The sequence below is a fragment of the Kitasatospora sp. NPDC048722 genome, from assembly GCF_040650235.1.
Classification (GTDB): domain Bacteria; phylum Actinomycetota; class Actinomycetes; order Streptomycetales; family Streptomycetaceae; genus Kitasatospora.
The window spans coordinates 57,663-69,933 of sequence record NZ_JBEZGX010000030.1; the positions used below are offsets into that span (position 1 = coordinate 57,663).

11 protein-coding genes and 1 tRNA gene are annotated in these 12,271 nt (G+C 72.6%); 9 read left to right on the forward strand and 3 right to left on the reverse strand.

Annotation, left to right across the window (positions count from 1 at the left end):
* The first annotated feature begins 20 nt into the window (after positions 1-20).
* Positions 21-878: a methyltransferase domain-containing protein gene (locus tag AB0C76_RS22430; protein WP_359968127.1), complete on the forward strand. Its 858-nt coding sequence runs from the start codon at positions 21-23 to the stop codon at positions 876-878.
* A 36-nt stretch (positions 879-914) separates the two neighbouring features.
* On the opposite strand, the gene AB0C76_RS22435 is transcribed toward AB0C76_RS22430, so the two are convergent.
* Together AB0C76_RS22435 and AB0C76_RS22440 are read right to left on the reverse strand one after the other, a co-directional pair.
* Positions 915-1,517: a TetR/AcrR family transcriptional regulator gene (locus tag AB0C76_RS22435; RefSeq protein WP_359968129.1), complete on the reverse strand. Its 603-nt coding sequence runs from the start codon at positions 1,515-1,517 to the stop codon at positions 915-917.
* A 191-nt stretch (positions 1,518-1,708) separates the two neighbouring features.
* A complete protein-coding gene (locus tag AB0C76_RS22440) occupies positions 1,709-2,617 on the reverse strand; it encodes an acyl-CoA desaturase (protein WP_359968214.1) in 909 nt (302 codons plus the stop codon).
* 369 nt (positions 2,618-2,986) lie between these two features.
* Here AB0C76_RS22440 and AB0C76_RS22445 point away from each other — a divergent pair.
* The 8 genes from AB0C76_RS22445 (at position 2,987) to AB0C76_RS22480 (ending at position 9,427) form a co-directional block, all read left to right on the forward strand.
* Positions 2,987-3,057, forward strand: a tRNA-Gln gene (locus AB0C76_RS22445).
* Positions 3,058-3,212: 155 nt separating this feature from the next.
* Positions 3,213-4,667, forward strand: coding sequence for a bifunctional UDP-N-acetylglucosamine diphosphorylase/glucosamine-1-phosphate N-acetyltransferase GlmU (gene glmU / locus AB0C76_RS22450; protein ID WP_359968132.1), 1,455 nt, complete (start codon positions 3,213-3,215; stop codon positions 4,665-4,667).
* A gap of 203 nt (positions 4,668-4,870) precedes the next feature.
* Complete coding sequence (locus AB0C76_RS22455) at positions 4,871-5,848, forward strand: ribose-phosphate diphosphokinase (RefSeq protein WP_359968135.1); 978 nt, start codon at positions 4,871-4,873, stop codon at positions 5,846-5,848.
* Positions 5,849-6,130: 282 nt separating this feature from the next.
* On the forward strand, positions 6,131-6,715 hold the full coding sequence (locus AB0C76_RS22460; RefSeq protein ID WP_359968137.1) for a 50S ribosomal protein L25/general stress protein Ctc: 585 nt from the start codon (positions 6,131-6,133) through the stop codon (positions 6,713-6,715).
* A gap of 113 nt (positions 6,716-6,828) precedes the next feature.
* Positions 6,829-7,410, forward strand: coding sequence for an aminoacyl-tRNA hydrolase (gene pth, locus AB0C76_RS22465; protein WP_359968140.1), 582 nt, complete (start codon positions 6,829-6,831; stop codon positions 7,408-7,410).
* 146 nt (positions 7,411-7,556) lie between these two features.
* Positions 7,557-7,877, forward strand: coding sequence for a hypothetical protein (locus AB0C76_RS22470; RefSeq protein ID WP_359968143.1), 321 nt, complete (start codon positions 7,557-7,559; stop codon positions 7,875-7,877).
* Between the two features lie 118 nt (positions 7,878-7,995).
* Entirely contained in the window at positions 7,996-8,517 is a 522-nt protein-coding gene (locus AB0C76_RS22475; RefSeq protein ID WP_359968145.1) for a SigE family RNA polymerase sigma factor, read from the forward strand.
* A complete protein-coding gene (locus AB0C76_RS22480) occupies positions 8,507-9,427 on the forward strand; it encodes a hypothetical protein (RefSeq protein ID WP_359968148.1) in 921 nt (306 codons plus the stop codon). The genes AB0C76_RS22475 and AB0C76_RS22480 overlap by 11 nt, the downstream gene beginning before the upstream one ends.
* A gap of 65 nt (positions 9,428-9,492) precedes the next feature.
* On the opposite strand, the gene ppc is transcribed toward AB0C76_RS22480, so the two are convergent.
* Positions 9,493-12,228: a phosphoenolpyruvate carboxylase gene (ppc, locus tag AB0C76_RS22485; protein WP_359968217.1), complete on the reverse strand. Its 2,736-nt coding sequence runs from the start codon at positions 12,226-12,228 to the stop codon at positions 9,493-9,495.
* Positions 12,229-12,271: the final 43 nt, after the last annotated feature.

The following is a 12,271-nucleotide window of genomic DNA, read 5'->3' on the forward strand; positions in this document are numbered from 1 at the left end:
AGATACTTTCGAGGTGTGCCATGCCCGCTCCCACCTGGGACCCGGCCCAGTACCTGCGCTTCGCCGACGAACGGACGCGTCCGCTGCGTGATCTGCTCGCCCGCGTCCCCGCCCTGCCGCACGAGCCCGCCGCGACGATCCTGGACATCGGCTGCGGGCCCGGCAACTCCACCGCCGTCGTGCGCGAGCGCTGGCCGCAGGCCCGGATCACCGGCGTCGACAACTCCGCCCCGATGCTGGAGGCCGCCCGTACGCAGGGCGAGCCGAGCGCCGCGTACGTCCTCGCCGACGCCGCGGAGTACGACCCGGCCCCGGCCAGGCCCGACCTGATCGTCTCCAACGCGGCCCTGCAATGGATCAACGTGGAGAAGCGCCGGCCCCGACAGGGTTCCTCCTGGCCGCAGGCGGGCGAGGAGGAACGGACCGACGGCCACCTGGCGCTGCTGCCGCGCTGGGCCGAGGCGCTCAGGCCGGGCGGCGTCATCGCCTTCCAGGTGCCCGGCAACTTCGACGCGCCCAGCCACACGCTGCTCGCCGGGCTGCGCCGCAGTCCGCGCTGGGCCGACGTCCTGGGCGACGACGCCACCCGCAGCGGCGTCCACGAGCCCGGGCGGTACCTCGACGTACTCGCCGGGGCCGGCTGCGCCGCCGACGTCTGGGAGACCACCTACAGCACGCTGCTGACCGGCCCGGATCCCGTCCTGGAGTGGGTCAAGGGCACCGCCCTGCGGCCCGTGCTCGGCCGGCTCGCCGACCCGGAGCGGCGGGCCGCCTTCCTCGCCGAGTACGGGGCGCTCCTGCGCGAGGCCTACCCGGCCGGGCCGCACGGCACGGTCTTCCCGTTCCGGCGGATCTTCGCGGTCGCGACGAGGCGGTAGGCGGGCGGGCAGGCGGAACCCGGTCGGCGCGGCAGGTCAGAGCTTGCGCTCGCCGACCAGGTTCGGGTGCCGCTCCAGGCCCTCCAGCCCGTGCCAGGCCAGGTTCACCAGGTGCGCCGCGACCTGAGCCTTGTCCGGCTTGCGGACCTCGAGCCACCACTGCCCGGTCAGCGCGACCATCCCGACCAGCATCTGCGAGTACATCGGGGCCAGTCGCGGGTCGAACCCGCGGGACTTGAACTCGAGCCCGAGGATGTCCTCCACCTGCGTCGCGATGTCGCTGATCAGCGAGGCGAAGGTGCCCGTCGACTGGGCCACCGGCGAGTCCCGGACGAGGATCCGGAAGCCGTCCGTCGAGGTGTCGATGTAGTCCATCAGCGCGAACGCGGCCTGCTCCAGGAGCTCGCGCGAGTGCCCGCCGGTCAGCGCCCCGGTGACCATGTCCAGCAGGAGCTGCATCTCGCGGTCCACCACCACCGCGTACAGCCCCTCCTTGCCGCCGAAGTGCTCGTACACCACCGGCTTCGACACCCCGGCCCGCTCGGCGATCTCCTCCACCGACGTGCCGTCGTAGCCGCGCTCCGCGAAGACCGTCCGGCCGATCTCCAGCAACTGCTCGCGCCGCTGCTTGCCGGTCATCCGCACCCGCCCGCCGCGGCGGCGCGGCCCCGGCGCTGCCGCACCCCGGGGCGCGGCCCCCTCCACCGGGGCAGCGGCACGCGGACGGGCCTGCGCCGCTCCGGGCGCCGCGTCCGTCCGCGTTCCGTCGTGACCGCCTGTGCTGTCTGCGCTGCTCCCGTTCACCCCTACATCATGCTGGAAGCGCGCCCTCATGCGGCGCGGCGGGCGGCGATCCGCTGCGCGTCCGGCCAGCGGACGTCCCGGACCCAGCCGGCCAGCTCGAACCAGCGGATCAGTCGGGCCGAGGAGTCGATCTGTCCGCGCAGGACGCCGTGCCGGGCGGAGGTCGGGTCGGCGTGGTGCAGGTTGTGCCAGGACTCGCCGCAGGAGAGGACGGCCAGCCACCAGACGTTGCCCGAGCGGTCCCGGGAGCGGAACGGGCGGCGGCCGACGGCGTGGCAGATCGAGTTGATCGACCAGGTCACGTGGTGCAGCAGTGCGACCCGGACCAGCGAGCCCCAGAAGAAAGCGGACAGCGCGCCCTGCCAGGACAGCGTCACCAGCCCGCCGACCAGCGGGGGCAGCAGCAGGGAGATCGACGTCCAGAGCCAGAACAGCCGGGAGATCCGCCGCAGCGCCGGGTCGTTGACGAGGTCCGGCGCGTACTTGGCCTGCGGGGTCTGCTCCTCGTCGAACATCCAGCCCATGTGTGCCCACCACAGGCCCTTCAGCAGCGCAGGCAGGCTCTCCCCGTAGCGCCACGGCGAGTGCGGGTCGCCGTCCTTGTCGCTGAAGCGGTGGTGCTTGCGGTGGTCGGCCACCCAGCGCACCAGCGGGCCCTCGACGGCGAGGCTGCCCGCGACGGCGAGGGCGAGGCGCATCCGGCGGCCGGCCTTGAAGGCGCCGTGGGTGAAGTAGCGGTGGTAGCCGACGGTGATGCCGTGGCAGGTGAGGAAGTACATGGCGACGGTGACCGCCACGTCCGTCCAGCCGAGGCCCCGGCCCCAGGCGACCGGGACGGCCGCCAGCAGGGCCGCGAACGGCACGACGATGAAGAGGGCGAGCGCGAGGCGCTCGGCGAGGCCCTGGCGCTCCCCGCCACGGGTGGCGGGCAGCATCGCGGGGGACGGTTCGGAGGAGTCGCTGGGCGGCGCGGCGGAACCGGCGCGCGCCTCACCGGCCTGGATGGTCATGTTCTCGTCCCTCGGCGGGGGCCCTCGGCGGGCGGGGTGGGAAGGCTACGGTGCCGTAACCTACGGCATCGTAGGTTGCGCTCCGCGGCGAAGGGAACACACCGCCGCCCGGCGTTTGAGTGAATTCACCCGACTGGATGGATGAACCGCCGCCCGTGCGGCGGAGCGTCACGCGCGCCGGAGGCGGACCGTGCGCCGGCGGGCGCGGGTCGGCCCATGGAGGTAGATGTGGAGCCGCATTCCCCGTAGTCTTGCCCCAGCGCGCCTCCGGCGACCTTCGGGCCGGCGTGCCGGTCCCGGATCGTCTAAGGGCAGGACAGCTGGTTTTGGTCCAGCTTATGGGGGTTCGAATCCTCCTCCGGGAGCAATCTGAGTGGCCCCGGCCCGGTATTGCGGCGGGCCAGGGGGTGGCTTTTCGGTCACTTTCCTCGCACTATCCTCGAACCGCCAGGGCTTATGTGCGGATCCTCGCCCCTGGCCGCTCTGCCCTCTCTGTGAACCGACCGAGGAGCCTCCCCGCATGGGTGCCAATTCGCTTGCCGCCGTTGTCGTTCTTGCCGCCGGTGGCGGGACACGGATGAAGTCGAACAAGCTGCCCAAGGTGCTGCACGAGGTGTGCGGACGGACACTGGTCGGTCACGCCGTCTCGGCGGCGCAGGAGTTGACGCCGGGGCAGCTGGTCGTCGTCGTCGGCCACCAGCGGGAGCAGGTCGAGGAGCACCTCGCGGCGCTCTACCCGGCCGCCCGCCCGGTCGTCCAGCACGAGCAGAACGGCACCGGCCACGCGGTGCGCACGGCGCTGGAGGCGCTCGCCGCCGACGGCGTGGTGCTGGACGGCACCGTGATCATCACCGCCGGCGACTCGCCGCTGCTGACCGGGGCGACGCTGCGGCGCCTGGCCAGGGCGCACGCCGAGCAGGAGAACGGCGTCACCGTGCTGACCGCCGTCGTGCCCGAGCCGTTCGGCTACGGCCGGATCCTGCGCGACGAGGACCGCTCGGTGGCCGCGATCGTCGAGGAGAAGGACGCCACCGACACCCAGCGCCTGATCACCGAGATCAACTCCGGGGTCTTCGCCTTCGACGCCAAGCTGCTGACCGCCGCGCTGGCCGAGCTGACCACGGACAACTCGCAGGGCGAGGAGTACCTGACCGACACCCTGCGGATCCTGCGCGAGGCCGGGCACCGCGTCGGCGCCGTCGTGGCCGAGGACCCCCGGGACATCCTCGGCATCAACGACCGCGTGCAGCTCGCCCAGGCCCGCCGCCTGCTCAACGACCGCCTGCTGGAGCGCGCGATGCGCGAGGGCGTCACCGTGGTCGACCCGGCGACGACCTGGATCGACGTCCAGGTGACGTACGAGGCGGACGCCGTCGTGCTGCCGAACACCCAGCTGCAGGGCGCCACCCACCTCGGCGAGGGCTGCGAGGTCGGTCCGAACTCGACCCTGCGGGACACCCGGGTCGGCGCCGGCGCCGTTGTGAGCAACACCACGGCCGACCGTGCCGAGGTGGGCGAGCTGGCCAGCGCCGGCCCGTACGCCTACCTGCGCCCGGGCGCGAAGCTGCTCCGCAAGGCGAAGGTCGGCACCTACGTCGAGGTCAAGAACTCCGAGCTCGGCGAGGGCGCCAAGGTGCCGCACCTGTCGTACATCGGCGACGCCACCATCGGCGAGGGCACCAATGTCGGCGCGGCCTCCGTCACGGTGAACTACGACGGCGTCAACAAGCACCGCACGGTCATCGGCGCGCACTGCCGGACCGGCTCGGACAACATGTTCATCGCACCGGTCACGATCGGTGACGGCGCCTACACCGCGGCCGGCTCCGTCATCACCTCCGACGTCCCGCCGGGCGCGCTCGGCGTGAGCCGGGCGCAGCAGCGCAACATCGAGGGCTGGGTGGAGCGCAAGCGCCCCGGGACCGCATCGGCGCAGGCCGCGAAGGTTGCGACGGACGGGGCGGCTGAGGCCTGACGGGACGCGCGGGCGTCCGAGGGGCGGTCCCGGGGCGGACGGTTTCTGCGCGGGCGCGTAACCTTGGGGACATACGTGCGCCACTGGGCTTACCGCCCGTGTCCAGGCGTACCGACATTCCCCGAACCCATCTTGCGTGCGGGCTGCGCCTGCTCGCGTTGGATGGTCGGGGTTCAGCGTCCGCAACGCGAGGAGACGGTGCAGTGAGCGGGATCACGACGTCGGGTGAGAAGAAACTGAAGCTCTTCTCCGGCCGTGCCCACCCGGAGCTGGCGAAGGAGGTGGCCGCGGCGCTGGGGACCGAGCTGGTCCCGACCAAGGCCCTGGACTTCGCCAACGGCGAGATCTACGTCCGCTTCCTGGACTCCGCGCGCGGTGCGGACTGCTTCGTGATGCAGAGCCACACGGCTCCCATCAACCAGTGGATCATGGAGCAGCTGATCATGATCGACGCTCTGAAGCGGGCCTCCGCCAAGAGCATCACCGCGATCCTGCCGTTCTACGGCTACGCCCGCCAGGACAAGAAGCACCTCGGCCGCGAGCCCATCTCGGCCCGCCTGGTCGCCGACCTGCTGCGCCAGGCCGGCGCCGACCGCCTGATGGCCGTGGACCTGCACACCGCGCAGATCCAGGGCTTCTTCGACGGCCCGGTCGACCACCTGTTCGCGCTGCCCCTGCTGGCCGACTACGTGGGCGAGCGGGTCGACCGCTCCAAGCTGACGATCGTCTCGCCGGACGCCGGCCGGGTGAAGGTGGCCGACCAGTGGTGCGACCGCCTGAACGCGCCGCTGGCGATCATCCACAAGCGCCGCGACATGACCCAGGCCAACACGATCCTGTCGGCCGAGGTCGTCGGTGACGTCAAGGGCCGGGTCTGCGTCCTGGTCGACGACATGATCGACACCGCCGGCACGATCTGCGCCGCCGCCGACGCGCTGTTCGACAACGGTGCCGCGGACGTCCTGGTCGCCGCCACCCACGGCGTGCTCTCGGGCCCGGCCGCGGACCGCCTGAAGAACTCCCGGGTCAGCGAGTTCGTGTTCACCAACACGCTGCCGACCCCCGCCCAGCTCCAGCTGGACAAGATCACCACGCTGTCCATCGCCCCGTCGATCGCCGCCGCGATCCGCGAGGTGTTCGAGGAGGGTTCGGTCACGAGCCTCTTCGAGGGCGTGCACTGACGAAGGCCCGCGCAGGCGGCCCCGGTCCGGAACGGGCCGGGGCCGCCGCCGATTTCGCGGGAGGGCGCAGGTGCGGTTAGACTCGTGAAACTGCTCGGCGAGGGATGCCGTGTGCCCGTTCGAAGGGTGCCCGCTCCGTGATCGACGCGCTGCCGGTGCCGGTTCCCCGGACCCTGGCAGAGGTCGTTGCCGCCGAGTGACCCCCAACGTACTGAGGGTGTGGTCCCGGCGGTTTTTCGCGTTGCCTGCACCCCCGCGCCGTTCTTCACGAGGAGTGCAGTCGTGTCCGAGATCCGCCTTGCCGCTGAGACCCGTACCGAGTTCGGCAAGGGTGCCGCCCGCCGCGCCCGCCGCGCCGGTTTCGTCCCCGGTGTCGTCTACGGCCACGGCCACGCCCCGGTTCACCTGAACCTGCCCGGCCACGACCTGATGATGGCGCTCAAGACCCCGAACGCCCTGCTGGTCGTCCCGATCGAGGGCAAGGACGAGTACGTCCTGCCGAAGGCCGTCCAGCGCGAGGCCATCAAGCGCACCATCGAGCACGTCGACCTGCTGCTCGTGAAGCGCGGCGAGAAGGTCACCGTCGAGATCCCGGTCCACACCGAGGGCGAGCTGGCCCCGGGCGGCAACCTGCTGGAGCACGTCCTGCAGGCCCTGCCGATCGAGGCTGAGGCCACCCACCTGCCCGAGGCCGTCACCGTCTCGGTCGAGGGCCTGGAGGCCGGTGCCTCCGTCCACGCCAAGGACATCGCCCTGCCGGCCGGCGTCACCCTGGCCGTCGACGCCGACGCCGTCGTGCTGCAGGTCATCGCCGCCCAGGCCGCCCCGGCCGAGGAGGCCGCCGAGGCCGAGGGCGCCGAGGCCTGAGCCTCGCGCTGACGACTGCTTGAGACCGCTGCCCCGGTCGCTCCCGCTGGAGCGGCCGGGGCAGCGGTGCGTCCGGGAAGATGGCGTGGAGCGCGATGGTGAGGAGTGGAGACATGGCGGAAGAGGCGTACGAGGGGCCGTGGCTGGTCGTCGGGCTGGGGAACCCGGGCGAGCAGTACGCCCGGAACCGGCACAACATCGGCTTCATGGTGGTCGACCTGCTGGCGCAGCGGATGGGCGCCAAGTTCAAGGCGCACAAGAGCCGGGCGCAGGTGGCCGAAGGGCGGCTGGTCGGCAAGCGGGTCGTGCTCGCCAAGCCGATGTCGTTCATGAACCTGTCCGGCGGTCCGGTGACGGCGCTGCGTGACTTCTACAAGGTCCCGGCAGCCGGGATCGTGGCGGTCCACGACGAACTGGACATCGACTACGCGACGCTGCGGCTCAAGCTCGGCGGCGGCGACAACGGGCACAACGGCCTGAAGTCGATCACCAAGTCGCTCGGGCCCGACTACCACCGGATCCGCTGCGGCATCGGCCGCCCGCCGGGCCGGATGGAGGTCGCGGACTTCGTCCTCAAGGACTTCTCCGCCACCGAGCGCAAGGAACTGGAGTGGTTCGTCGACCGCTCGGCGGACGCGGTGGAGGCCCTGCTGTCGGAGGGCCTGGAGCGGGCGCAGGGGACGTACAACTCCTGAGGGTGTGACCGGGGGTCAAGGCGGCGCGCCGGGTCGGCAACAGTCGTACAACGCTTGACGTTCCACACCTGAATAGGTGTGAGAACCCCGTGCGCGATCGGATAGCGTCGGTCCCGATACGCGAACGGGTCCTGGGGAGTTGCTCGATGCGGAGATTGCGTCCGGTCCGCCGACTGCGGCGGATCCGGGTGATGCGGTTGCGGCGGTTCGGCCGGCGGATGGGAACGGCCGGTGCGCTGGGGGCGGCGGGGATGCTGCTGTCCAGCGGCGTGGCGCACGCCGATCCGGTGGCGGAGCCCGACCAGGCGGCGTCGCCGGAGCCTGCGGCGGCCCAGTTCGCGCCGGTGCTCGGCGATTCGGTCGGGCCGGACGCCGGACTGCTGGCGGTCGGCGGCGGCCTGGTGGTCGTGGCCGGCGGTGCCGCGCTGTGGCTCAAGCGCCATCGCGCCGGCGGATCGCCCGAGTAGGGGGAAGAACGGCTCACGGGGCCGGGGTCCACGCAACGTGGGCCCCGGCCCTTTCGCGTGCCCGGAATCCGGGCGCCGGCTTGTCATCCGTTTCCGCCGGGCGGGGCGTCCTGTGGGTATGAAGCGCGAATCGATGAGCCCGGGGGGCGTCGACGGGGACCCGTTCGACGAGTTCGTCGCGGCGCGGTACCAGGCGTTGCTGCGCAGTGCCTTCCTGATCACCGGCGACGTCCACGACGCCCGGGACCTGCTGCACGACGCGTTGGCGCGGGTGTACGCCAAGCGGTCGGCCATCCGGGAGCCGGCGGCGACGGAGGGGTACGTGCGCCGGACGATGATCCGCACACACGTCTCGCGGTGGCGCCGGACCAGGCGCGAGGTGCTGACCTCCGCACTGCCGGACGGGCCGGCGGCCCAGGAGGCCGAGCGGGACGAGGAGTTGGCGGCGGCCCTGGGCGCACTGCCGCGGCGCCAGCGCGCGGCGGTGGTGCTGCGGTACTACGTCGACCTGCCGGTGGCGCAGGTGGCGGAGGAACTGGGCTGCACGGTGGCGACGGTCAAGACCCACCTGGCGCGGGCGGTCAGGACGCTTCGGCAGGAACTGGAACCGGCTAAGGAGTTGGTGGGACGTGAGCGCTGAGGACGGGTTCGAGGAGGAGCTGGCCCGCCGGCTCGGGCTGCGGGCTGCGGCGGTGGGCGGCAGCCCTCCGCTGGCCGCGCTCAAGGCGGCCGGGCGGAGGCGGGCGCGGCAGCAGGGCGCGGTGCGGGGCGTGACGGCGGTCGCGGTGCTGGCCGTCGGTGCCGGGGCGCTGACGCAGCTGGGCGGCGGGGGGACGTCCTCCGGGGAGGGCGTGGGCGTTGGCGGAGGACCGGCCGGGGCGCCGGCGGGAGGAGCGGCGTCGCCGTCGGCCGGACGGACCTGGGTCAGAGGGCAGGAGATGATCTTCGGCTGCAACGCGGGGCCGTCCTCGCTGCGGACGCCGGGCATGCATTTCCACCCGACCGCGCCGCCGCCCTCGTTCACGCCGTCGTCCGTCGTCCCGTCGTCGGGGCGGCCGGTTTCGAGCGGGCCGCCGGTCCCGCCACCGACGATCCGGTTCACCCCGACGGCGTCGGGCTCGCCGTCGCCGCTGTCGTCGGCCCAGTCGGTGCAGATCGACCTGGTGCGGGCGGCCGAGGCCGTCGACCGGATGGCGTCGGACGGCTACCGGGACCACTACTTCGGCGTCTGCCACGACCCGCAGAGCGCCGTCCTCTACGTGATGCGGGTCCCGGGCAGCGGTGACCTCGATGCCGCCGTGGCGCGGGTGCTGGCCGACTGGCCCGCGGTGAAGCTGCGGTTCACCGACGCGGCCGGATCGCTCGACGAACAGCGCCGGCTCGCGGACCGGATCAACTCCGATCGCGGGTACTGGCAGGACAAGGGGGTACAGCTGGCCGCGCAGGTCGCCAACGACGGCTCCGGGCTGGTGGTCGACACCCCGCAGTGGGAGTCCGCCGGTCCGGAGATCAAGGCGAAGTACGGCTCCCTGGTGGTCGAGGTCCGTTAGCGGAGCGCGAGCGAAGGGGCCGGTGTCCGACGGGGTGGACACCGGCCCCTTCGACGCGTCTGCCGTCAGCCGGTGTTGCGCAGGCCGGCGGCGATGCCGTTGACGGTCAGCAGGAGCGCGCGGGCGCGCAGCGGGTCCTCCTGGCGTCCGGCCGCGACCTCCTCGCGCTGGCGGCGCAGCAGCGCGACCTGGAGGTAGGAGATCGGGTCGAGGTAGGCGTCGCGGACGGTGAAGGTCTGCTTCAGCACCGGGTTGTGCTCCAGCAGTTCGCTCTCGCCGGTGAGCCGCAGCACCTCGCGCAGGGTGAGCTCGTGCTCGGCGACGATCTGGTCGAAGACGTGCTGGAGGTCGGCCGGCACCAGCTGCTCGACGTAGTGGCGGGCGATCCGCAGGTCGGTCTTGGCCAGCGTCATGGCGACGTTGGACAGGAAGTTGCGGAAGAAGTGCCACTGCCCGTGCATCTCGTCCAGCACGTCGCCGAGGCCGGCCGCGCGGGCGGCGGCGAGGCCGGAGCCGACGCCGTACCAGCCGGGGACGATCTGGCGGGACTGGGTCCAGCCGAACACCCACGGGATGGCGCGCAGTCCGTCCAGGCCGGCGCCGGAGTCGGGGCGGCGGGACGGGCGGGAGCCCAGGTGCAGGGACGCGAGCTGGTCGACCGGGGTCGAGGCGAAGAAGTACTTCGGCAGGTCCTCCTGCTCGACCAGGGCGCGGTAGGCGGTGTGGGCGGCCTCGGACACCCGGTCCATCGCGGCGTCCCAGCGGGCCAGCTCCTCGGGGGCCTGGCGCGGGGCGGTGTGCAGCGCGGAGGCGGAGAGCGTCGCGGAGATGGTCAGTTCGAGGTTCTCCCGGGCGAGGGAGGGCAGCAGGTACTTGTCGGAGATGACCTCGCCCTGCTCGGTGACCTTGATCTCGCCCTCCAGGGTGCCCCACGGCTGGGCCAGGATGGCCTCGTGCGAGGGGCCGCCGCCGCGGCCGACGGTGCCGCCGCGGCCGTGGAACAGGCGCAGCCGGATGCCGTAGCGGTGGGCGACGTCGCGCAGCCGGCGCTGGGCGCGGTGGATCTCCCACTGGGAGGTGGTGATGCCGCCGAACTTGGAGGAGTCGGAGTAGCCGAGCATGACCTCCTGGACGTCGCCGCGCAGCGAGACGAGCAGCCGGTAGGAGGGGTCGGAGAGCATCTCGTCGAGGATGCGGTCGGCCTGCTGGAGCTCGTCGGTGGTCTCCAGGAGCGGCACGATGCCGATCTTCGCGATGCCGCCGTGCAGGTCGATCAGGCCGGCCTCGCGGGCCAGGACGGTGGCGGCGAAGACGTCGTCGGCGCCCTGGCACATGGAGATGATGTAGCTCTCGACGATCTCGTCGCCGAAGCGCTCGAAGCCCTGGCGGATGGTGTTGAAGACGCCGAGGGTCTTGGTGCCGGCCTCGTCCAGCGGGGCCGGGGTGGGGGCGAGCGGGCGGCGCGAGCGGAGCTCCTTGGCGAGCAGCCGCTGGCGGTACTCGCGGGGCATGTCGGCGTAGCGCCAGGCCTCCTCGCCGAGGCGGTCGAAGAGCTGGCCGAGCGCGTGGTGGTGGGCCTCGGCGTGCTCGCGGACGTCCATGGTGGCGAGCTGGAGGCCGAAGGCCTCGATGGTGCGGATCGCGCGGGCGAGGCGCCCGTCGGCGATGAGCTCGCCGCGGTGGGCGCGCAGCGACTCCTGGATCAGGCGCAGGTCGGCGATGAGTTCGCGGGTGCCGAGGTAGTCGCGGCCCTCGACGTGCGGGGTGCCGCCGGCCAGGCGCTCGCGGGTGTTCTCCAGCTTGAGCCGGATGCAGGTGGCCTTGAGGCGGTAGGGCTCCTCGGCGTTCATCCGCTTGTAGCGCGGGCTGAGTTCGGGGAGCAGGTGCAGGTCGGTGTTGAGCGAGGCGAGCAGCTCGGCCGAGGCGCCGGCCAGCCGCTCGGAGGTGGAGAGCGTGTTGCGCAGGTCGTCGATCGCGGCGAGCGCGTCCTTGATGCCGTACTCGTGCTGGAGGTTGAGGACGTCCCAGGTGACCTGCGGGGTGACGTTGGGGTTGCCGTCGCGGTCGCCGCCGATCCAGGTGCCGAAGGTGAGCGGGCGGACGCCGTCGGGCAGGCTGAGGCCGACCCGGGCGAGCTCCTCCTGCAGCTCCTCCAGGACCTCGGGGACGGCCTCGCGGTAGAGCTCGTCCAGGTAGTAGACGGCGTTGCGGGCCTCGTCGGTGGGCTCGGGGCGGGCGATGCGCAGCTCATCGGTCTGCCAGAGCAGGTCGATGACCTCGGCCAGGCGGCGGTCGGCGGAGCGCTTGGCGCTGGAGGTGCGGGCCGGGCCGGCGGCGGCGAGGCCGGAGCTGAGCTGCTCGCGGTGGATGCGGTCGAGGAGTTCGCCGATCCGGCGGAGCTTGTTGAGGACGCTGCGGCGGGCGGCCTCGGTGGGGTGCGCGGTGAAGACCGGACGGACCGCGAGGTGGGCCAGGGTGTCCTGGAGGTGCTTGGGGTCGGCGTCGGCGAGCTGGTCGGCGGTCTGCGCGAGCAGCGAGCCCTCCCGGGCGCGGCGGGTGGCGAACTCCCGGCCGCGGTGCACCTGCTCGGTGACGTTGGCGAGGTGGAAGTAGGTGGAGAAGGCGCGGACGAGCTTCGCCGCGGTCTCCAGGTCGATGCCGGAGAGGAGTTCGGCGGTGGCCTCGCCGTCCGTGCGGCTGAGCAGGCGGACCTGTTCGACCAGGCCCAGTAGCTGGGGGCCCTCCTGACGGACCAGCGTTTCGCCGAGCAGGTCGCCGAGGCGGCGGATGTCCGCGCGCAGGGCCGCGTTGTCTGCGTCTGGGCCGGCGGCGGCGACGGAGGTG